This window comes from Cupriavidus sp. GW823-FHT07B10, from assembly GCF_058794355.1.
Map to the genome: position 1 here is coordinate 14,706 of NZ_JBXAGS010000008.1, position 21,116 is coordinate 35,821.

The 21,116-nt window shown below is 67.5% G+C and carries 20 protein-coding genes and 1 pseudogene; 7 read left to right on the forward strand and 14 right to left on the reverse strand.

Features of this window, described 5'->3' with window-relative positions; all coding sequences use genetic code 11:
- Positions 1-15 precede the first annotated feature (15 nt).
- On the reverse strand, positions 16-438 hold the full coding sequence (locus AC1Q6V_RS17995) for a LysR substrate-binding domain-containing protein (protein ID WP_454749414.1): 423 nt from the start codon (positions 436-438) through the stop codon (positions 16-18).
- Here AC1Q6V_RS17995 and AC1Q6V_RS18000 point away from each other — a divergent pair.
- A pseudogene (locus AC1Q6V_RS18000) lies at positions 418-753 on the forward strand (zinc-binding dehydrogenase); the annotation flags it as partial. The gene AC1Q6V_RS17995 and the pseudogene AC1Q6V_RS18000 overlap by 21 nt on opposite strands.
- Before the next feature lie 16 nt (positions 754-769).
- Here the strand turns inward: AC1Q6V_RS18000 and AC1Q6V_RS18005 are convergent.
- Genes AC1Q6V_RS18005 through AC1Q6V_RS18020 form a run of 4 tightly spaced genes read right to left on the reverse strand, consistent with a single transcriptional unit; the run spans position 770 to position 5,990 of the window.
- Entirely contained in the window at positions 770-1,465 is a 696-nt protein-coding gene (locus AC1Q6V_RS18005) for a DUF2894 domain-containing protein (RefSeq protein WP_011616653.1), read from the reverse strand.
- Positions 1,458-2,105, reverse strand: a complete 648-nt coding sequence (locus AC1Q6V_RS18010; RefSeq protein ID WP_010813237.1) for an OmpA family protein — start codon at positions 2,103-2,105, stop codon at positions 1,458-1,460. The genes AC1Q6V_RS18005 and AC1Q6V_RS18010 overlap by 8 nt, the downstream gene beginning before the upstream one ends.
- Entirely contained in the window at positions 2,102-5,239 is a 3,138-nt protein-coding gene (locus AC1Q6V_RS18015; protein ID WP_454749413.1) for a DUF802 domain-containing protein, read from the reverse strand. The genes AC1Q6V_RS18010 and AC1Q6V_RS18015 overlap by 4 nt, the downstream gene beginning before the upstream one ends.
- 10 nt (positions 5,240-5,249) lie before the next feature.
- Complete coding sequence (locus AC1Q6V_RS18020; RefSeq protein WP_058698512.1) at positions 5,250-5,990, reverse strand: DUF3348 domain-containing protein; 741 nt, start codon at positions 5,988-5,990, stop codon at positions 5,250-5,252.
- Positions 5,991-6,106: 116 nt separating this feature from the next.
- Between AC1Q6V_RS18020 and AC1Q6V_RS18025 the strand changes: the two genes are divergently transcribed.
- Positions 6,107-6,715, forward strand: coding sequence for a glutathione S-transferase family protein (locus AC1Q6V_RS18025; protein ID WP_037025592.1), 609 nt, complete (start codon positions 6,107-6,109; stop codon positions 6,713-6,715).
- A 221-nt stretch (positions 6,716-6,936) separates the two neighbouring features.
- A complete protein-coding gene (locus AC1Q6V_RS18030; protein WP_454749412.1) occupies positions 6,937-8,313 on the forward strand; it encodes a DUF1214 domain-containing protein in 1,377 nt (458 codons plus the stop codon).
- A gap of 40 nt (positions 8,314-8,353) precedes the next feature.
- On the opposite strand, the gene AC1Q6V_RS18035 is transcribed toward AC1Q6V_RS18030, so the two are convergent.
- A complete protein-coding gene (locus tag AC1Q6V_RS18035; protein WP_010810436.1) occupies positions 8,354-8,719 on the reverse strand; it encodes a glyoxalase superfamily protein in 366 nt (121 codons plus the stop codon).
- Between the two features lie 155 nt (positions 8,720-8,874).
- Between AC1Q6V_RS18035 and AC1Q6V_RS18040 the strand changes: the two genes are divergently transcribed.
- Positions 8,875-9,834, forward strand: coding sequence for an aliphatic sulfonate ABC transporter substrate-binding protein (locus AC1Q6V_RS18040; protein ID WP_454749411.1), 960 nt, complete (start codon positions 8,875-8,877; stop codon positions 9,832-9,834).
- Positions 9,835-9,865: 31 nt separating this feature from the next.
- Here AC1Q6V_RS18040 and AC1Q6V_RS18045 read toward each other — a convergent pair whose 3' ends face one another.
- A complete protein-coding gene (locus AC1Q6V_RS18045; RefSeq protein WP_011616661.1) occupies positions 9,866-10,801 on the reverse strand; it encodes a LysR family transcriptional regulator in 936 nt (311 codons plus the stop codon).
- 66 nt (positions 10,802-10,867) lie between these two features.
- A complete protein-coding gene (locus AC1Q6V_RS18050) occupies positions 10,868-12,334 on the reverse strand; it encodes an amidase (RefSeq protein ID WP_234788265.1) in 1,467 nt (488 codons plus the stop codon).
- A gap of 192 nt (positions 12,335-12,526) precedes the next feature.
- Here AC1Q6V_RS18050 and AC1Q6V_RS18055 point away from each other — a divergent pair, with 192 nt between their 5' ends.
- Positions 12,527-13,435 carry a LysR substrate-binding domain-containing protein gene (locus tag AC1Q6V_RS18055; RefSeq protein WP_010810432.1) on the forward strand — a complete coding sequence of 303 codons (909 nt, stop codon included), beginning with the start codon at positions 12,527-12,529 and terminating at the stop codon, positions 13,433-13,435.
- Between the two features lie 13 nt (positions 13,436-13,448).
- On the opposite strand, the gene AC1Q6V_RS18060 is transcribed toward AC1Q6V_RS18055, so the two are convergent.
- The 3 genes from AC1Q6V_RS18060 to AC1Q6V_RS18070 all read right to left on the reverse strand — a co-directional run bounded on the left by AC1Q6V_RS18060 (position 13,449) and on the right by AC1Q6V_RS18070 (position 16,179).
- Entirely contained in the window at positions 13,449-14,918 is a 1,470-nt protein-coding gene (locus AC1Q6V_RS18060; protein ID WP_010810431.1) for an N-acyl-D-amino-acid deacylase family protein, read from the reverse strand.
- Positions 14,919-14,929: 11 nt separating this feature from the next.
- A complete protein-coding gene (locus tag AC1Q6V_RS18065) occupies positions 14,930-15,904 on the reverse strand; it encodes a Bug family tripartite tricarboxylate transporter substrate binding protein (RefSeq protein ID WP_058698505.1) in 975 nt (324 codons plus the stop codon).
- A 62-nt stretch (positions 15,905-15,966) separates the two neighbouring features.
- Entirely contained in the window at positions 15,967-16,179 is a 213-nt protein-coding gene (locus AC1Q6V_RS18070; protein WP_143010754.1) for a hypothetical protein, read from the reverse strand.
- Positions 16,180-16,231: 52 nt separating this feature from the next.
- On the opposite strand from AC1Q6V_RS18070, the gene AC1Q6V_RS18075 reads away from it, so the two are divergent.
- Positions 16,232-17,158, forward strand: a complete 927-nt coding sequence (locus AC1Q6V_RS18075; RefSeq protein WP_010810429.1) for an MBL fold metallo-hydrolase — start codon at positions 16,232-16,234, stop codon at positions 17,156-17,158.
- A 123-nt stretch (positions 17,159-17,281) separates the two neighbouring features.
- Here AC1Q6V_RS18075 and AC1Q6V_RS18080 read toward each other — a convergent pair whose 3' ends face one another.
- Positions 17,282-19,486, reverse strand: a complete 2,205-nt coding sequence (locus AC1Q6V_RS18080) for a phosphocholine-specific phospholipase C (RefSeq protein WP_011616665.1) — start codon at positions 19,484-19,486, stop codon at positions 17,282-17,284.
- Positions 19,487-19,532: 46 nt separating this feature from the next.
- Positions 19,533-19,730, reverse strand: coding sequence for a hypothetical protein (locus AC1Q6V_RS18085; RefSeq protein WP_010810427.1), 198 nt, complete (start codon positions 19,728-19,730; stop codon positions 19,533-19,535).
- Between the two features lie 297 nt (positions 19,731-20,027).
- On the opposite strand from AC1Q6V_RS18085, the gene AC1Q6V_RS18090 reads away from it, so the two are divergent.
- Positions 20,028-20,201, forward strand: coding sequence for a hypothetical protein (locus tag AC1Q6V_RS18090; RefSeq protein WP_010810426.1), 174 nt, complete (start codon positions 20,028-20,030; stop codon positions 20,199-20,201).
- 6 nt (positions 20,202-20,207) lie between these two features.
- Here the strand turns inward: AC1Q6V_RS18090 and AC1Q6V_RS18095 are convergent, their stop codons facing one another.
- The gene (locus AC1Q6V_RS18095) at positions 20,208-21,098 is read right to left on the reverse strand and encodes a LysR family transcriptional regulator (protein WP_010810425.1); all 891 of its coding nucleotides are present in this window, start codon (positions 21,096-21,098) and stop codon (positions 20,208-20,210) included.
- Positions 21,099-21,116: the final 18 nt, after the last annotated feature.

Consider the following 21,116-nt stretch of genomic DNA (forward strand, 5'->3'; position numbering starts at 1 on the left):
GCTTGCACGCCGGCGTCAATCCAGCGCCAGCACCCCGGGAATCGCCTCCACCAGCAAATCGATCGTCACCCTCAGCTTGTGCGGCAGGAAACGGGTGCGCGGCCACACCAGGTGCAGCGGGGTCCGGATCACCGAGGCTTGCGGCAGCACGCGCACCAGCGTGCCCTGGTCCAGCGGCTCCCGCACCAGCCACAAGGGGACATTGACCAGGCCCGCGCCTCGTATGGCTGCCGCGGCGATGGTGTCGATATCGTCAAAGCCGAGATGGTGAGCCAGCTCAGGCCGCGCGATATTGCCGTCGGGCCCGGCCAGTGACCAGGGCACGGACTGGCCGCCATGCATGTAGACGAGGCAGCGGTGCGAGGCCAGGTCGGCAATGCTGGCCGGCGTGCCATGCTTGCGCAGGTAGCCGGGCGCGGAGGCCGCGGTGCCGACCATGTGCTGGAACTGGCTGGCGGAGACAACTTCGGCCGGTCGCTTGCCGCGCTGGCGCAGGGCGGCCGGATCTCGGTGATCGGCAACCTTCAGGGGGATGAGCTGCGCGCCAGCGTCTATCCGGTGCTGCATGGCCGCGTGACCGTGCAGGGGATCGGCGTGTCGCACCGGCGCGCGCTGCAGGACCTGGTGCGTGCCGTGGACTGGTTGGGGCTGCGCCCGGTGATCGAGAGCGAGTACGGGTTCGGGGACTTGCCCGCGGCGCTCGACCACCTGGAACGCGGGGCCTTCGGCAAGGTGGTGGTGCGGCTGCGCTGAGGCGCGGGCCGGACTGCTATTTGCGAGCCTTGCCGCGCACGCTCTTCTTGGCCGCGGCGGCGCGCGCCGCTTCTTTTTCGGCCGCTGCCGCCGCGCCCAACTGCTCCAGCCAGGACATGCCCTCGACATAGGATAGGAAATGCCGCAGGTATTCCGGCGACGTCTCGCGCATCAGGGACAGCGAACGATGCACGAGATGGTCGGTATTGAGCGGCCCGGCATTCTCCGGCACGCGTTCCAGCGACAGGCGGAAGTGCTGCTCGACGCTGACCCTGGCCCAGGTCTCGCGGAAGTAGTCGGCCAGGGCGTCGACCAGCGGCGCGTCGGACTGGGGTGCGGTTGCCGGCACCGGCGTGGGCGATCGTGCATCGTTCGAGGCGATCGCGATGGCGGGCCTGGCGCGTGCGGTGATGTCGTGCACGAGTGCGCCAAGCGCGCTGGCTGTCGGGCCGGCTGTTGGCGCGGACGGCGCGGCACCATCGGCACCATCGCTATCCTGGCCTGTGTGCCGCTGCACGATGGCTGCATACGCGGCGGCCAGGCCACGCAGGCGCTCATCCAGCAAGCCCCGCACCGCGCCACTGTGTGCGGCGGCGCGGCGGGCCAGTGCTTCCATCAGGCGGAAGCGCACGGGATCGGCCTGATCGGCGCCGCTGGCCTGCCAGGCGTCCAGTTGCGCGCGGATATCGGTTGCCACGTCGAGGCTAGCCATGCGGCTTCACGGTGCCCGCGGTCACACGCGGCACCGGCGAGATCTCGACGCGCCGGTTCTTCGCGCGGCCCTCGGCATCGGCATTCGGTGTCACCGGCTGCTGCGAACCGAAGGCGGCCGAGAACACCGAGGTGGGCGGGATGCCGGCATCGATCAGGGTGCGGGTCACGGTCAGCGCGCGCTGCGCCGACAGCTCCCAGTTGTCGGCAAAGCGGCGGTTGCCTTCGCGCACCTGCTGGTCGTCGGTAAAGCCGCTCACCATCAGGATCTCGTCGCGGCTGCGCAGGTAGGCCGACAACGGCTGCGCCAGGCTCTTCAGCAGATCGCGGCCTTCAGGTTGCAGCTGGTCTGAGTTGAGCGCAAACAGCACGTTGCCGCTGATGCCGATGCGGCCGTTCACCAGCGTCACGCGGCCGGCCGCCAGCGGCGCCGCCAGCGCCTTTTCCAGCGTCTCGCGGCGCTGTGCTTCCTCCTGCCGCTGCTTCACCTCGGCTTCCAGCCTGGCCGACAGTTCCATCTGCACGCCGATGACCCCCAGAAGGACGAGCACGAACGCGCCCAGCAGCACCGACATCAGGTCGCCGAAGACGGCCCAGGCCGGTACGGTCGGCTCGACGCCGGCGTCAAGGTCCTCTCTCATGCCGCCTCTGCGCTGGGCGCTTGCTGGCCGGCGCGCTGCTGCAGGTCCTCAAGGATCTGCTTTTGCGACAGCATGCTCAGGTCGACGACTTCGCGCGCCTGCGCCACGTAGTAGGCCAGTTGCTCGTCGCTGCGCGTCATCGACTTGTCCAGCGCGGCCTCGATGCGCTGCAGGTGGTCGATCAGCTTGCCGTTGGATTCGCTGAACAGCTGCACCGCCACGCCGAAGGCCTCGCCCAGGCTCGCGACTTCCACCGCACTGCCGGTGACCTGCGCGGCGATGTCGGTGAGCTTGCCGGTTTCGGCTTCGACCTTGTCGGTAAAGCGCGTGCCGACGCGGTCCAGCAGGTCCGCCGTGGTGGCGACCAGGGTGTCGACCGCGCTGCGCTGCTCAGTGGAGGCGCGGCTCACGGCATCGAGCAGCGTGCCCAGCGTTTCCAGCATGCGGCTGCGCTCTTCCAGCATGGCGTTGTCGCGCGCCATGCCGTCGGTGAGCTTCTCGCGCAGTTCTGCGATGACCTCCGCGGCGGCCTTGGGCGCTTCGGATGCGGCCTGCATCAGGTGGGCGACTTCGGCGATGGTGCCGGTGGCCTGGGCCTGCGCCTGGGCTGCCATGTCGCGCGCGGTGACGGCCAGCGTCTCGCAGATTTCCTGCTGGCGGCTGACGGTGTGCGCGCTGGCCTGTTCCCATTCCTGGCGCAGCGATGCGGCCATGGTGCCGAGCGTGTCAGTCCAGGCGGCCATGCGTTGCGCGTCCTGCGATGCCAGTTCCGCCTGCAATGTGGTGGCGGCCTTGGGTGCCTCGGCCGCGGCCTGCACCAGGCGGTCGATTTCGGCGAGTGTGGTGCTGGCATGCGCCTGCGTCTCGGCCGAGATGTCGCGCGCGGTCTGCGCCAGCGCCTCGCAGATCTCCTGCTGGCGCGTGGCGGCGTGCGTGCTGGCCTGTTCCCACTGCTGGCGCAGCGTGGCGGCGATGGTGCCGAGCGTATCGGTCCAGCCGGCAAAGCGCTGCTCATCGCGCGCAGCCAGCTCGGCCTGCAGCGCAACGGCCGCCTTTGGGGCATCCGTTGCGGCCTGCACCAGACGGTCGATCTCAGCGAGGGTGCGGCTGGCATGCGCCTGGGTCTGGGCCGAGATGTCGCGCACGCTCTGCGCCAGCGTCGTGCTGATCTCGTCCTGGCGGCTTACCGTGTGCGCGTTCAGCTGTTCCCACTCCTGGCGCAACGCGGCTGTCATGGTGCCGAGCGTATCGGTCCAGGCGGCGAAGCGCTGTGCATCGCGCGCAGCCAGTTCCGCCTGCAGCGCGACGGCCGCCTTCGGCGCGTCCGACGCGGCTTGCACCAGGCGGTCGATTTCCGCGAGGGTCTGGCTGGCATGCGCCTGGGTCTGGGCCGAGATGTCGCGCACGCTTTGCGCCAGCGTTGCACTGATCTCGTCCTGGCGGCTTACCGTGTGGGTGTTCAGATGCTCCCACTCCTGGCGCAGCGCTGCGGTCATGCTGTCGAGCGTATTGGCCCAGGTGGCAAAGCGCTGTTCGTCGCGCGAGGCCAGTTCCGCCTGCAGCGCAACGGCCGCCTTCGGGGCGTCCGAAGCGGCTTGCACAAGGCGGTCGATTTCCGCGAGGGTCTGGCTGGCATGCGCTTGGGTCTGGGCCGAGATGTCGCGCACGCTTTGCGCCAGCGTAGTGCTGATCTCGTCCTGGCGGCTTACCGTATGCGCGTTCAGCTGTTCCCACTCCTGGCGCAGGGCAGTCGTCATGGTGCCGAGCGTATCGGTCCAGGCCGACAGGCGCTGCGCGTCGTGCGCGGCCAGCTGCGTCTGCAGCCCGGCATGCGACTCGCCCACGGTGCGCACCAGTGTCGCCGCATGCTCGCCGAACGCGGCTGCGGCGGCCGTCAGGGCCTGCCGGTTGTCGCCGGCGAGCTTCTCGCCGGTGCGCTCCTGGCGCGCCAGCGCCTCGCGCCATGCGTCGGCAGCGCTGGCGGCTGCCGTGTCGAGCCGGGTGGCGACATTGTCCAGCAGCCCGGCCGAGCGTTGTTCAAAGGTCTGGGCAAAGCCGTCGAGGGATGTGCGCAGGTCCGCTGCCAGTGCCTCGCTCGCGCGTTGATGCCCGGCCAGCGCCTGGTTCCAGGTATCCGCAACGCCCGCGGTGGCGCTCGCGAAGCGGCTCGATACCCCATCCAGGTGCTGTTGCACGGCTTGGGTCACGTTGTCGCGCAAGGCCGAGGTTTCGCGTGCCAGGCCCGCCATGGTCGCGTCCACCGCGGGCTGGATCGCTGCGCTTGCGGCACGGGCGCTGTCGGCGATGCTGTCCTTCAGCGATTGCTCGACCGAAGACGCCAGGCGCGTGTAGACCACTTCGGTCTTGCCGTGGAAGGCGTCCTGGCTGGCGGCCAGGCGCTCGGTCAGGGCCTGGTTCTGTTCGGCCATCGTGGTCATCATGGCCTGCATGCGCTCGACCAGTGCCGGCATCACGTCGGCCTGGCGCTGCAGCAGCCGGACCGCTTCATCACGCTGGTGGCCGCGCGAGTAGGGACGCAGCGTGGTGGCGATGCGGGCATCCAGCGCCTGCGCGGCCTGGATCCGCTCGCGCCGGCACAATGCCGACAACAGCCCCAGCATCGCGGACGTGGCCACGCCCGCGACCGAGGTGCCGAACGCAAAGCCCAGGCCCTTGACCGGTGCGGCCAGCGAGGCGCGGATGGCCTGCAGGTCGGTGGCGGTCTCCAGCGCGATGCCGGTGCCGCGCAGGGTCGCCACCATGCCCAGGAACGTGCCCAGCATGCCCAGCAGCACCAGCAGGCCGACCAGGTAGGGTGTCAGCGCGGGGCCGGGCAGGCCGACGCGCTCGCCTTCCACGCGCAGGCGGGCGCTGTCGCGCAGGCTGGGATGCAGCCGTTCCAGCCAGTTGCCAAGGCTGGCCGGCGCTTCGGACAATCCGGCGACGGCCTGCGCCAGCGTGGCGGTGGCCTGGCGGTAGCGGTACAGCTCCAACGCCCCCGCCAGGTAGCAGCCGCCGATCAGCAGCGTCACGGCCAGCGCCAGGAAGTTCGTGCCTGCATAGCCGGCGGCGATCCAGCACACGATGGCCAGGCCCGCCAGGAAAGCGACAATATGGGTAAGGTATCGGGTCATGATGTTCTGGTTAGCTGTCCTGCAGCGCCGCCAGCAAGCCTTCAAGGGGCTGCCAGCGGATGTCGAGTTCGGCGAGCAATACGCTCTGCATATCCTTGCGGAATACCCCCAGCCATGCACCGGGCCTGGCCGTTGCGGGCTGTCCCGCGGCCTGGGCTTCGGCCAGCGCCGCGGCTTCGGCCTGGCGCAGGCGCTGGAAGTGCGGCTCCAGCATCGTCGGCACGGCGCCCAGCAGGCTCTGTTCGCGCGCGCCCAGCACGCGCTCCATCACGGCATCGACCATGGCCAGCTTGGCCATGCCGGGTGCGTGGCCGGACAACGCGCCGCGCAGGCGCCTGCGCAGGTCGCCGATCGCGGTCTCCATGGTCTGTTGCAGCGTGAGGTAGCGCTGGCGATAGACCGCGTAGTCGACCTGCGCGTCCACGGGGTCGGGCAGCGCGGACGGCCGGCCCGGCCCGCGCCGCTTGCCGGCAAGCGAGGTGTCTTCCACGATGGCATCGGCCAGCGCGGCGCGCACGCGCGCGCATTCGCGTGCCTCAGTGCTGTCGGCAGCACGTGCGGCAGGCGGCGTTGCCGGCGCATTGGCCTTCAGCGCCGATGACAGCGCGATCGCATCCGCCCAGCCAAGCCATTGGCTCAGCTGGCTCGAGAGCGAGCTTGCAGGAGGAGGGGCATCGGCGTCAGTCAGGCGAGCCAGCAGGCGGACGAGCGTCGGGCCGCTGAAACCTGTGCGCCGGGGCACTTGTAACATTGCGCCGGATTCGAAAAATCCAGCAGTTTACACGCCCGGGCGGTGGCGTGGCCGGCTGGCGTGGTGGATGATTGGCGGGAATCCGTCCCGGACCCATCCCACCACGGAGTGAAACCATGAGACTGGTTGGCATGCTTGATTCCCCTTATGTCCGCCGCACGGCGATCTCGCTGCGCCTGCTCGGGTTGCCGTTCACGCATGAGTCGGTGTCCGTCTTCCGTGAATTCGAGCGCTTCCATGCCATCAACCCGGTGGTCAAGGCGCCTTCGCTGGTCTGCGACAACGGGGTCGTACTGATGGACTCGACGCTTATCATCGACTATGCCGAGTCGCTGGCGGGCCGCAGCCTGATGCCGGCGCAAACCGCGTCACGGCAGGCCGCGCTGCGCATCGTCGGGCTGGCGCTGGCGGCGAGCGAGAAGGTGGTGCAGAACTTCTATGAGCACAGCCAGCGGCCGGCGGGCAAGCTGCACCAGCCATGGCTGGACCGTGTCGATGCCCAGCGCGAGAGCGCCTTTGCTCTGCTGGAGGCGGAACTCGCCACGCGTCCGGTCCCGGCTGGCGAGGCGGAAACCGGCCAGGCCGAGCTGACCGCCGCGGTCACCTGGACCTTTGCGCAGTTCATGATGCCGGGCGCGGTCGATCCGGCGCGGCATCCGGCGCTGGTTGCGCTGACCGCGGCGCTTGAGCGGCTACCCGCATTCGAGGCATTGCCCTGCGCATAGGTGGCCGCTGGCGCGCCTACCGCGGTAGGGTGCCAATCGCAGGCATTCCGATGCAACATCAGTCCCCCTGTGGTAGGTCCCACTCAGGCATCTCCGGGGCGAAAGAATTGTCCGGATCGACTTTATTCAGATCACCTGAAGAATTTATTTAGTTCACTTTTTTCGACCTCTCGGCGACAGTCTAGCGACCGCAAATCGCGATACTGGAAAGAGAGGGCCCCATGTCTATCTCAAACCGCGCTGTCGCTGCCTCCATGCTGGCCGTTTCCATGTTGGCGGGCCTGGCCGGATGCCATAGCCCGTCGGCCGCGGCGTTGGCTGCGGCGTCGGCTGTCACGTCGGGCTCCGCGACGACCGCAGTGTCGGAACAGGATATCAACGATGCCTACATCTACCTGCTGGGCCGGCTGCTTGTCCTGCGCCAGCAGCAAATCGACTTCCGGAAAGAAGGTTTCCAGTGGAACCGGATCATTCATCGCGACGTCGGCGGTGTGTCGTGGGCCAACCCCAATCTGGATGTCGCCTACAGCGAGGCCTGGATTGCGGTCGACGAAAAGACCTGCACGGTCTTCAGCGTGCCGGCCATCAAGGGGCGCTACTACACCATTCAGTTCCTGAACGGCTGGGGCGAAACCGTCGCCAATATCAACGAACGCAACTATCCGGACCATCCAGGCGGCGAATTCGCGATGTGCCTGAAGGGTGCCACTGCGGCACTTTCGCCCAATGCCAGGCGCATCGACCTGCCGGGCAAGACCTCGCGGGTGCTGGCCCGGGTGGAAATCGGCGCAGACAAGAAGCAGGCCATTGCCCTGCAGCATCGGATCACGACACGGATCACTGGCACGGCGACGATTGCCCCGGTACCTGCCACGCCCGCCTTCAGCAATGACAAGCTCCCCGGCGTTGAAGCCTTTGACTCGGCAGCCGTTGCGCTTCGCTCCGAGCCGGACATCAATCCGGGCATGGAGCCCATCCAGGCCAAGGTGCGCGCGGTGAGTGCCGCGGTGGCCAGCAGCCTCGCCGAACGCGCGCGGGTGGACAAGGTCATCCGCGAGAAGACGCTGCCGGCGTTCTTACAGTCGTTCTCCACCGCAGGTACCATCAGGAACGGCTGGAACCGGCCCGCTACCATCGGCAAGTACGGCAGCGACTACCAGACCCGCACCCGCATCAACCTGGGCGGGATCTGGGCCAACAGCACGGATGAGGTCGTCTATTTCAAGACGGATGCAGACGGGACCGGCACCAAGCTCGACGGCGGCAATACCTACACCATCACCTTCCCGAAGGACGGGCTGCCCGCGCGCCACGTCAAATACTTCTGGTCGGTGATTGCGGTGGATGCCAAAAACTTCCGCGTGATCCCGAATGCGAAGAACCGGTTTCTGATCAACAAGCAGTCCAGGCTGAGCTATGGCGAGGACGGTTCGCTGACGCTGTACTTCGCGCCTGCCAGGCCGAAGGACGCGCCTGACGGCAACTGGCTGCCCACGCCCAAGGGAAAGAACTACCACCTGACGTTCCGGCTCTATGGGGCGGACCAGCCGGTCCTGTCCGGGGAGTGGTTCCCGGCGCCGCTGGTCAAGCGCAACTGAGCGGGCCAGTCTTGGCAGGAAGGCGCCTGCCAGTGCTGGCCTAATCCTCCGCCACCTCGCAAAACCGCAGCCGGTTCCCGAACGGATCGGCCACCTGCAGCATCCGCCCCCAGCCCACATCCTCCACACCGGGCCTCGCGTACGGATAGTCCTTGGCAGACAGCTCCTGCTGCAGCGCATCGACATCCTCCACCGTCACGAACACCGTCGATCCGGGCGTGGCGTCGCCATAATGCTCGCTCAGGTGCAGCGTCAGGCCGCTGCGCCTGACCTGCGCGTACAGCGGAAATCCCTCTTCATACCGATGCTCCCAGTCGAGCGAGAAGCCGAGGAAGTCGAGGTAGAACTCCTTGGCCTTGTCGACCGAGAAGATCCGGAGGATGGGGATGCCGGCAGACAGGTTCATGGTTTTCGTTCGGTAGTTGCGCAGGAATGGCAGATGATAGCGCCGGCCCGCGGTGATCCGCGCGCGCGGCGCATAAGCATCCGCGACAATCTTCGTTGGCTTTGTGCGGGCCCGTGACTAAGCTGGCGCTCCTGATGAAAGCCCGGAGCACCGTCATGAACCCGACCCACGATTCACGCCGCCGCCTGCTTCTGACCGCAGTCGCCGCCAGTGCGCTGCCAGGCGTCAGCTGGGGGCAGGGACAGACCGTGCTGCGCATCGGCTACCAGAAATCCTCCACGCTGATGATCCTGCTGAAGTCGCGGCAGACGCTGGAGAAGGCGCTGGCGCCCAAGGGGGTGACGGTGCAGTGGTACGAATTCACCTCGGGCTTGCCGCTGCTTGAAGCGCTGAACCTCGGCAATATCGACCTGAGCGCCGACGTGGCCGATGCGGTGCCGCCGTTTGCGCTGGCCGCGGGTGCCGCGCTGACCTACTACGCCAGCGAGACGCCTTCGCCGCAGGCACAGGCCATTGTCGTGCGTGGCGACTCGCCGATCCGCGAGGTGGCGCAGCTCAAGGGGCAGCGGGTGGCATTTGCCAAGGGCGCAGGCGCGCACTACCTGGTGCTGGAAGCGCTGGCGCGCGCGGGTCTGTCGATCCGCGATATCGAACCGGCATACCTGAGCCCGGCCGACGCCCGCGCGGCGTTCGAGCGCGGCAGCGTGGCGGCATGGGTGATCTGGGATCCTTTCCTGGCCGCGGTGCAGCGCCAGGCCAATGCGCGCTTGCTGCGCGATGGCGAGGGGCTGGCCAGCTATCGGCGCTTCTACCTGGCGGCGACGCCGTTCGCGCGCGCGCATGCGGAGGTGCTCGAGGTGGTGTTCGATGCGTTGCGCGACGCGGGCGACTGGGTCAAGCGCAATCCGGCCGAGGCAGCGCGCTGGCATGCGCCACTGATCGGCCTGGATGCGGCCACCGTGGAAGCCGCGAACGCACGGCGCAGCTATGCGGTGCGCACGGTCGACGCCGCCGCGCTGGCCGAGCAGCAGCGCATCGCCGATGCCTTCACCGCGCAGCAGATCCTGCCGCGCAAGGTAGCGATTTCTTCTTCGCCAGTCTGGCGCAAGGCCTGACCGGGTCCGAGCATCGCCCGTCAGGGAAGCGTCATATGCCAGCGGGCACGCCATCCTGTGCAAGCCCGGCGAACGTATTTGCCAGCCACATCAGGCCCGCATCATTGTCCCTTGCCGCGGACCAGACTGCGGTCACCGTGAAGTCAGGCATCGGCACGGGGCAGGGAAGCTGGCGCAGGCCTTCGGTGGCGCACCATTGGTCCGCCAGCACCGCCGGCACCGTTGCCAGTGCAGCGGTTCCCTTCAGGATGGCCGGTACGCTGGCGAAGCGCGCACTGCTGTAGCGCACGTCCCGCGCCTGGCCCTGGGTGGCCAGCCACGTATCGGCGGTGCTGTCGAAAGCGCCGCGATATGACACCAGCACATGCGGAAACCGCAGATAGTCTTGCAGCGACAGGATCTGGCAGGCATCCAGCGGCGCGGCCCCATAGACGCAGCGAAAGCCCATGGTCTGCCAGGCGCGCTCGCGCCGCCATGCCGCGCCCTTGGCGAATGGCCCGATACCGAGGTCCATCTCATTGCGCTCGAGCATCTCGGTGCCACGGAACGGGTCCGTCGGCACGATGGCCAGTCGCACGCCCGGCGCGCAGGTGCTGAGGCTCGGCAGAATGCGCGGCGCGAGCCATAGCTCCACCCAGTCCGGCATCCCGACCACGAAAGTCCGGTCCGACGTAAGCGGGTCGAAGTCGCGCCGCTGCAGCAGGGCGGCCTCGATCTCGCCGAGGGCCGGCAGCAGGCGCCGCTCGAGTTCCAGTGCGCGCTCGGTCGGCTCCATGCCGTGAGCGGTGCGTACCAGCAACGGGTCGTCGAACATCTCCCGCAGCCGTGCCAGTGCACCGCTGACGGCTGGCTGTCCCAGGTGCAGGCGCGCCGCGGCGCGCGAGACGCTGCGCTCGCGCAGCAGCACGGTCAGCGTTACCATCAGGTTCAGGTCGACGCCGCGAAAATGGCCTTCCTTAATGCTCATCTGCTACCCTCCCCCGCAGATAGGGCATTGGAACATCGCGTGCAATCCGCGGCAAGCCGGCCGTCGTCATGCCAGGGCCGGCGTGCTGACGGGTGGGCGGCGGTGCCCGGTCGCGCGCTCGAAGGCCGACGCAATGGCCAGCAGCACGGCATCGCTGCGTGGACGTCCAAGCCACGACACCCCGGCTGGGATGTCAGCCGACGTGAATCCCATGGGTACGCTGACCTCCGGAAAGCCGCTGGCGCTTGCCATATGCATTGCCGCCAGCGGCTGCTGCGCCCGGCAATGGTAAGTGGCGTCCGCCATGTCAAAGCGCGGCGAGGCCGGGCAGGCCAGCGTGGGAAATACCAGGGCCTCCAGGCCACGCCCGCGCAGGATGTCGTCGAGCATGGCGCCGAAGCGGCGTGCCGCTGCAACATTGGCCTGGGGCAGCGTGTCTCGCATCTCGAACGCATGCCGCAGCGCGGCAAGCGTAAGCGGGTTCATTTGGTGCGCATCCGTGGAGAGGTCCGTGGTGGTGATGTGCGCCAGCAGTGCGGCCGTGCTGGCCGGAGCACCGCCAGGCAACTGTCCCAGGTAGGCATCGAGCCCACGCACCCATTCCGCTTGTACGATAGCGTCCAGCAGGTCGGCGTAGAGCGTGAGCGCCAATGCCGGCAGACGCACGGGTATCGTCACGGCGCCCGCCGCCCGCATCGCCTCCGTTGCGGTTGCAAAGAGTGCGTCGACCTCGTCGCTGCCTCCGGCGAAGTCGGTCACGATGCCCAGCCTGCGGCCAGCCAGCGACGCCGGCTGTGCGATAACGCCTGAGCCCGGCACCAGTGCATCCAGGACCGTGGCCGCATCGTCGGCGTTACGGGCCAAGGGCCCGACGATATCGAACGATGTGGCCAGCGGCAGTACGCCGGCCGACTCCACCAGGTCATGCGTAGGCCGGATACCGGCCAGCGCATGCACGCATGCCGGACCGCGCACGGAGCCGAACGAATCGGTCCCCAGCCCGAACGCCGCGAAATTGGCCGCCACTGCCGCACCGGTGCCGCTGCTGGAACCGCTGGCGTTGCGGGATAAGCGATAGGGGTTCAACGTCAGGCCGTTGGCAGAGCTGTACCCGAAGCGCCCGTTAGAGGCGGCCAGTTCCGACATGTTGGTCTTGGCCAGTACGATGGCACCGGCCGCGCGCAGGCGCGCCACGCAGGCCGCGTCGGCGCGCGGGTAGGCCTGCCGCAGTGCCGCGCAGCCGGCAGTGGTCGGCATGCCGACAGTATCGATATTGTCCTTGACCACCATCGGTATGCCGTGCAGAGGCCCGCGCGGGCCGTGCGTGCGCAGTTCGTCGTCCAGGACTCGCGCCTCGTGCATGGCAGCGGGATTGATGCAACTGATCGCATTGATGCGCGGCCCGTCCTTGTCGAAGGCGGCGATACGCGCGAGGTAGTAGTCCACCAGACCCGCTGCGCTGATCCGGCCGGCGTGCATGGCGGCGGCGAGTTCCCCGATGGAGGCCTCGAGAAGGTCGAAACGATCAGGCACAAGGCGAGGGGCGGCAGCAGGCATCGGAGTCATCGGCAATCAGGCGGCATGACGCCAGTATTGGTGCAGCCGTGCCGGCAGGCAATGGAAGTTTTGTCCATGCTTCTTTCCTTCAGGGAATGAATGGATGACAATGCCAGCACGCGAACGGCCCCTCAAACCGAAGTCGGCTTCCCGTCACGCCCTACCGCCATGAAAAGTACAAACGGCCGCCACCTGCCTGCGCTGGCGAACCTGATCGCATTCGAGACCACGGCCCGCACGGGCAGCGTCACCGGGGCGGCCGAGGAACTCTGCCTGACGCAGAGCGCGGTCAGCAAGCAGATCACCGAGCTGGAATCGTTCCTCGGCGCGCGCATGCTGAACCGGCGCAAAGGCGCGGTGGCGGCGACACCCGCGGGCGAGGATTACCTCAGGAACGTGCGCAAGGCGCTGGCGCTGCTGGAGGAAGCGACCATGGAGGTGCAGTCCGGCCGCGCCGCGGGCGGGCGGCTGAACCTGTCGGTGCCGGTTTCGCTGGGCAATATCTGGCTGTTGCCGCGCATTCTCAGGTTCGTCAAGGCGCAGCCGCAGATCCAGCTAAACGTCACGACCAAGGTGGGGCCGGTCGACCTGGAAAGCACCGGGCTCGATGCGGCGATCATGTATTGCGCGGGGCCGCCGCCACGCCATTTCAGCCTGAAGGTCATGCCGCTGGTGCTCTATCCGATGTGCGCGCCTGAGTTGCTGCCTGGCGGCGGAACGCTGGCCAAGGCCGTGAAGCGCTTGCCGCTGCTGCACCAGATCGCCGCGCTGGAGGCCTGGCCCGCCTATCTCCGGCAGGCCGGGATCAAGCTGCCGCATCCCGACGACGGCTCACGCTATGGTCTGCTGACCATGGGTCTGCAGGCCGCCGTCAGCGGCATGGGCGTGGCCCTGCTGCCCGATTATGTGGCGGGTGAAGACATCAAGGCCGGCCGGCTGCTGCGCCTGTCCGACGAGCCCTATGTCTCACCCAAGGCCTACTACTTCATCTGTCCGGAGGACAAGCGCGACAGCCCGGCGATGCAGACCTTCATCGCGTGGCTGCTTGAGCAAAGCGCCGATGCAAGCGGGCGCTAGGTGAAGCGCGTCCTCAGCCGGCCTGGTCCGCCTTCACCAGGGTGGAAGTGACGAAGCGCCCGGGACGGGTGCTGGCCGGCAGGCCGTCGCGCAGGGTGGCCTCACCGGCGACGAACACATGCCGCACGCCCACTGACGGCTGCTGCGGGTCGTCGAAGGTGGCGCGGTCCTGGATCGTTGCCGGATCGAAGACGGTGATGTCGGCGACATGGCCCGGCCTGAGTTCTCCACGCCGCTCCAGTCCAAAGCGCTGCGCCGGCAGTCCGGTCATCTTGTGGACCGCGCGTTCCAGCGGGAACAGGCCCAGGTCGCGCGAGTACAGCCCCAGCACGCGCGGGAACGTGCCCCACAGCCGCGGGTGTGGGGTTTCGTCGGAGGGAATGCCGTCTGAGCCGACCATCGTGTCCGGATAGGTCAGGATGTCGCGGACGTCCGTCTCGTCCATGATGAAGTAAACCGCGCCGCCTGGTACCAGCTGCCTTGCAACCTCATGGCGCGTCTGCCCCCACTCCTGCGCCAGGTCCTCCAGGTAGCGCCCCGCGGCCTCAGGGTGCGGGGCCGACCACGTGATCAGGATGCGGTCGCACTGATGCACCCGTTCGGGCCGCAGCATGGTCGATGACGCCGCATACGGATAGCAGTCCAGGCACAGCGGCATGGTTTCGGCCAGGTTGCGCACCTGGGCCAGGGTATGGCGGCTGCGGCCATGGTTCTGCTTGCCTACCAGCTTGTGGTGCGAGATGACGGTCGATACGCCCAGCGCCTTGCCAATGCGCGCGGTCTCGTCGATCGACTCGCTGATGTTGTCGCTCTCATCGCGCATATGCGACACCAGCACACCGCCGAGCCGCTTCATCGGCTCGCACATGCGCACGATTTCATCCTCGGGTGCCGCGGCCGAAGGCGGATAGAAGGTGCCGGTGGACACTCCGATCGCGCCTTGGCGCAGGGCGTTCTCCACATCCTGGCGCATGCTCTCGATCTCGGCATCGCTGGCGGGCAGGCCGAGCTGTCCCATGCGCCTGGCGCGCAGCGTGGACTGCCCCACCAGCACCGCGACATTCACAGCCGCCGGCCGCACCGCAAACGCTTCCCGGTAGGCGCGCACAGAATCGAAGCGGTAGCCGCCACGCATGATGTCGAGCGGAGCCGGCGGAATGCTGTCGGTGACCAGCGGGAACAGGCTGATGCCGCAGTTGCCCGCGATGATGGTGGTCACGCCCTGCGTGACCTTCGGCAGCATGTCGGGGGACTGGAACACCATCCAGTCGTCGTGCGTGTGCGTGTCGATGAACCCAGGCGCTACGATCAGGCCGGTGGCATCGACTTCGGCATCTGCCCGCGCTGCCGCGAGGTTGCCGATGGCGACGATCTCGCCATCCGCCACGCCGACGTCGGCCGTGCGGCGCGGCGCGCCGGTGCCGTCGATGACGTCGCCATTGCGGATGATCAGTTTGAAGTGCAGGTCTTGGTGCGTTTGCATGGTGTTCTCTCTCAATCGACCCTGGCGCCGCTCTTGCGCACCAGCTCGCCGAACTTGACGGTCTCGCTCGCGATCAGCGCCTGGAAGTCGCGCGCGGTGCCGCCCAGCGGATCGAATGAGAGCTTGTCCAGTTGGGCACGGAATGCCGGGTCATTGATGATCGCGTTGATTTCCCGGTTGATCCGCTCAATCACCTCGGTGGGAGTGCCCGGCGCGGCGACCAGGCCCGCCCATGCCGTCAGTTCATAGCCCTTGAGGCCGGCCTCCGCCATGGTGGGCAAATCCGGGAAGTGCGGCGAGCGCTTGCTTGAGGTCACCGCCAGCGCGCGTACGCGGTTGGACGTCACGTACGGTCCGATCGAAGGCACATTGTCGAACATCAACTGCACGTTGTTGCCGACCAGGTCCTGCAGCGCCGGCGTGCTGCCCTTGTAGGGCACGTGTGTGATGCTGAGATTGGCCATGACCTTGAACAGCTCGCCGCCCAGGTGGCTGGTGGTGCCGTTGCCCGCCGAGCCCATGGAGAGCTTGCCCGGATTGGCGCGGGAGTATGCCACCAGTTCCCCGGTGGACTTGACCGGTAGCGACGGATTGACGGCGAGGATGTTGAAGGTCGTGACCAGGCCGACGATGGGCACCAGCTTGTCCGGATCGTAGGGGAGCTTGCTGTAAAGGAAGCGATTGGTCGACAGCGTGGCATTGTTGCCGTAGCCGATCGTATAGCCGTCCGGCGGCGCGGCCAGCAGCGCCTGCATGCCGATATTTCCGCCCGCGCCCGGCCGGTTCTCGACGATTACGGCCTGGCCGAGGCGCCTGGACAGCGCATCGCCGAACAGGCGCGCGACGATGTCCGGCGCGCCGCCCGGCGCGGTCGGCACGATCAGGCGCACCGGCTTCTCCGGCCACGCCGCTTGCACGGCCGCCGGTGCCCATGGCAGCGCGCCGAAGATCCCCGCGGCCAGGACTTGAACTGCTGACTTCCTCATGCTGACTCCCTCGTCGTCGTGGTGTAACTGTGGACGAGTATCGGCGACGGCCCCGTGCGGGCCTAGTGAAGTTTTTTGATGCGATAGTTTCCGTGGCGGAATGAATGACGCGAGCGCCACAGGGCTCGCGCAGCCTCCGCTGCGGTATCGCCTGCAGCGATACCGGCAATCATTCCAATCGATTTGTGCGATGCCGCCGCGGCCGCCAGAATCCTGCACAACACGCGGGCATCCCTTTCGCTCGCGGTCATTTTCCAGGCAAACACAATGAACACACCTCATTCCCCGGCTAAGCCCCCCCTGTGGCACCGCGCACTTCTGGTCGGTATGCTGCTCTGGTCAGTGGTAGCCATCCCGGCACATGCCGGCGCACCCCAGGTCGGCACGCAGGCGCCCGGCTACTACCGCATGAAGCTCGGCAAGTTCGAGATCACGGCGCTGTCGGACGGCACTGTCAACGTGCCGATCAGCAAGCTGCTCAAGCATGCGTCGCATGAGCACATTGCGTCGGTGCAGGCGCGCAACTACCAGTCCACTCAGCCCGAGACCTCTGTCAATGCGTTCCTGGTCAACACCGGCCAGCACCTGGTGCTGGTCGATGCGGGCGCGGGCAGCCTGTTTGGCCCGGGCGTGGGCGGCAAGCTGCCGGACAACATCCGTGCGGCCGGCTACCAGCCGGAGCAGATCGATGCGGTGCTGCTGACCCACATCCACGTGGATCACTCCGGCGGGCTTGCCGTCGATGGCAAGGCCATATTCCCGAATGCCGTGGTCTACGTCGACCGCCGCGACGCTGAGTTCTGGCTGAATCCGGCCAACGCCGCCAGGGCGGCATCGGGCCAGCGGCACAACTTCGCGCAGGCGGAGGCAGTGTTCGCACCCTATCTGAAAGCCGACAAGGTCCGCAGCTTCGACGACGAGCATGAGCTGTTTCCCGGCATCCGTCCGCTGCGCATGCCGGGCCATACGCCGGGCCACACGTTCTATGAGATCAGTAGCGAAGGACAGCGGCTGCAACTGTGGGGCGACACCATCCATGCGCAGCACCTGCAGTTCCCCGAGCCCGGCGTAGCCATCGATTTCGACGTGGATTCCACGGCCGCGGTGAAGATGCGCAAGCGCGCCATGGCGGATGCAGCGGCCAAGGGCTATTGGGTGGGCGCGGCGCATATCTCCTTCCCGGGTATCGGCCACGTGCGGCGCGAGGGCAAGGGGTTCGCGTGGGTGCCGGCCGAATACAGCATGGGGCGGTGAGGCTGTCAATGCGATGGCTGTACCTGGCAAGTCGATGCGACTGCGCCTTGATCCTGCATGCTGCATGCAAGAGCCCGCCACGCCGAGGCACGACGGACTCCGCTCATCCCCGCAGGCAGGGCATCAAACCACTCCCATCTCCGGATCGCTGACCGCGTCCTCGCCGGTCTCCATCCGCCCCGCAAGGCGCCGCGCGAACGACGGGCTGGCCTCGCAGGTCACGACGAAGTCGTACCAGTTGCCGCTGTCGGCCACCGGCCATTCCAGCGTTTCCACCTTGCCCCGCTTCAGGCTTTGGGTCCACGGGCCGTCGTCGCGGTAGGCCAGCGCCGTGACGGTGAAGGTCACGTCGGCATCGCTGTCGTTATGCAGCTTCACCTGGATCGTGGGCTTCCTGCACGGGTTGTAGCAGACCTGGATTTCGGTGGACGTGGTCACCGCTTCGTTGATATCGCCGGAGAACGAGCGGTGATAGCCGTTGGGCCCCAGCACCCACAGGTCGTACTTGCCGCCGTCGGCATTGATGTTCCACACGTCGTCCAGCGTCTTGCCGGCTTCGACCACGTAGCGGCGCGGAATGCGGTCGAGGTGCAGCTTGTCATAGACGTGGAACAGCGCGCCGGCCTGGTTGGTGCTGGCGTTGGCGAACAGCAGGCGGACTGCCTTGGATGCGGCATCGACGCGTGCACTGGTATGCAGTTCATATGGCAGCTTGCGCGACGGACGCGTGCCGGTGTCCTGCTCAGGCAGCGCGGGCGTGGCCGGCACCGGGATCGCCGGCTGGGTCTGCTGCCATGCGGTCAGGCTGGTGGCGTCGGCACGGGTGGTGCGGCCGGCCAGCGTGGGCAGGGTCTCGGTGTTGGGCGTGGCAAAGTTGAAGGCGCTGGTCAGGTCGCCGCAGATGGCACGACGATAGGCGCTGATCTGCGGCTCCATCACGCCGAAGCGCGCCTCCAGGAAGCGCAGCACCGAGGTGTGGTCGAACACTTCAGAGTTGACCCAGCCGCCGCGGCTCCACGGCGACACCACCCACAGCGGCACGCGCGGGCCGGGGCCGAAGGGCTTGCCGTCCTGCGGCGGCTGCTTGGCCGTGGCGGGCTGGAAGTTGAAGTACTCGTACGCCATCTGCGCGTCGTCGAGGGTCGACTTGCCGGCCAGCGTGCCGTCCAGGTTGCGCGACGGCGCGGTCGGCGGCGGGCTGTGGTCGAAGAAGCCGTCGTTCTCGTCGAAGTTGATCAGCAGCACGGTCTTGCTCCAGACCTCGGGCGATGCCGTCAGCGCGTCCAGGATGGCCTGCACGTACCAGCCGCCCTTGGCCGGGCTGGACGGGCCGGGGTGCTCGCTGAACTCGGCCGGCGGGATGATCCACGACACCTCGGGCAGCTTGCCGTTGAGCACGTCGTCGCGCAGCGACTGCAGGAAGCCGCCGTCGGACATGGTGTTGCAGAAGCCCTTGGCCAGCGGGCTGTACTGGTCGTCGATGTCGGGGTTGTAGGGCGGGTTGACGCCGGTGCCGGCGGTGTTGGAGAGCTTGCGTCCGACGGGCATCTTCTCCATCTCTGCGCGCCAGTGCCGGAAGCTCATCATCTGGTTGCAGCCATAGTTGTCCGGCACGTTCTGGTAGACCTTCCAGCCCACGCCGGCGGCCTGCAGGCGGTCGGCATAGGTTTTCCAGGTCCAGCCTTCGGTGGAGGGGCCAACATCCGCGCCCGCGTTGAACTCGTTAATCATCACCGCGACGTTGTCGCCGGTGGGACCATTGCTGCCGGTCCAGTAGAACAGGCGGTTGGGAATGGTGCCGGTGTGCATCGCGCAGTGGTAGGCATCGCACAGCGTGAAGGCGTCAGCCAGCGCGCGCTGGAACGGGATCTCGGCGTCATCGTAGTAGCCCATCGACAGCGCTTTCTTCGCGACCGGCCAGCGGTCCATGCGCCCGTGGTCCCACGCGGCCTGCGCATCGGGCCAGGTGTGCGGCGTGCCGCCCGCGCGCTGCGCGTTGCCCTGGGTTTCGTCGAGATGGTAGGGCGTCAGGAGGTTGCCGTTGGCATCGGTCTGGTAGAACGCGTTCTTGCCATTGGGCAACGGGATCGCGAAGCGGTCGCCGTAGCCGCGCACGCCCTTGAAGGTGCCGAAGTAGTTGTCGAACGAGCGGTTTTCCAGCATCACCATCACGACGTGCTTGACGTCCTGGATGGTGCCGGTGGCGTTGTTGGCCTCGATGGCGAGCGCGCGGCGGATGCTGGGCGGAAAGCTGGCCAGCACCGCGGCGGCGGCACCGGTGCCGAGGCTGGTCTTGAGGAAATGTCGCTTAGACGGGTTGAAGGTCATGGCTGTCGCTGGTCGGTCTGTCGCTGGATCGGAAAGCGGGCCCGCATCACGGGGCGCAACGCGTGGTGCAGGTGCCGGGCTGGTCAGGCTTGCCTGGCTGGTCCGGCTTGGTGCCATTGGCGCCGCTGGGCTGGAGGGTGCCGCCCGTCGCGCCCGGCGAATCGTCGCCGCCGCAGGCGGTAAGCATCAGTGCGAGGGTGAGGGTGCCGGCCGCCAGCCATGGCCGGGCGGAACGCGACAGCAATGAAGGTCTCATGTGTGCATGCCCTGTAGTCGTTGAGGGGATAACGATTGCCGAGCCCATGCGCCGACATCGGATGCAGGCCCATGGACTTCCGCCGCGCGGACGACAAGCGCGGGGAACTGGCCGGTTCGGGTGCGGTTGGCCTTGGCTTGTCGTGACAGCGAGCGATTGTTGATTGGTCAAATGTCAGATATTTGACATCAAACACATTTGGCGATTTGGTTTTGTAACCAAAAGTGTCGCGCTGGCAGAGTTGGCAATTGCTGGCTGGCCCCGCCCGCTCTCAGTCAGGCTGGCGTGCGTGGGGCCCCATCGTGTGCACACAAGCGGCACCTGAACGCGATCGGGCGCGGCGCGCTGGATGCCGAGGCGCTGGCTGGCGACATCAGCCGGGCCACCCAGTCGCAGGACATCCGCGAAGGCGCGCTGGCCTGGAAGGAAAAGCGCACGCCGCAGTTCACCGGCACCTGATGCAGCTTACTGCGCCTGCCGCATCACCCATTCCACCGCCCGCGCCAGGAACGGTGACGTGTCGCCTTCGCGATAGCTCATGATCACCGGCGACACGAAGCCCGGCGCGTCGATCGGGCAGTAGCGCACGTCGTCACGATGCAGGCGCTGGATCGAGGCCGGCACCAGCGTGATGCCGATGCCGGCCGCCACCAGCCCCAGCGCGGTCTGCAGTTCGTTGGCCTCCTGCGCCACACGCAACTGCAGGCCCTGCGCGCGGAACATCGACAGCAGGTGGTCGGCATAGCTGGGCCGCGGCCGGGCCGGGTAAAGAATGAACGGCTGCGCCGCCAGCGCCTGTGGCGTCAGCGCCTTGCGGCGCGGCGCGGGCAGGCGTGCGGGCAGCGCTGCCACCAGTGGCTCGGCCATCACCACCTGCTGGCGGATGGCGGGATCGTTCAGCGCGATGCGGCCGAAGCCCAGGTCGATGCGGCCGGCCTTGAGCGCCTCGATCTGCTCCACGGTGATCATCTCGGCCAGTCCTACCTCTACCTGCTGGTCGTGCCGGTCTGATTCGCGCAGTTCGCGGATCAGTTCCGGCAGCACGCCATACAGCACCGACGGCACGAAGCCGATGCCGAACCAGCGCTTGTCCTGCCGCCCGATGCGGCGCGTGCCTTCGATGGTTTCTTCCAGCCGCTGCGTCAGCTGGGTGGTCTGCTCCAGCAGGAAGCGGCCGGCCTCGGTCAGCCGCAGCCCGCGGCCGACGCGGTCGAACAGTGCCACGCCCACTTCTTCTTCCAGCTGGCGGATCTGGCGCGACAGCGGCGGCTGCGCCATATGCAGCCGCTCGGCGGCGCGGGTAACGTTGAGTTCCTGGGCCACGACCTGAAAATAACGCAGGTGCCGGAGTTCCATTGGTGTCCTGCTCCCATA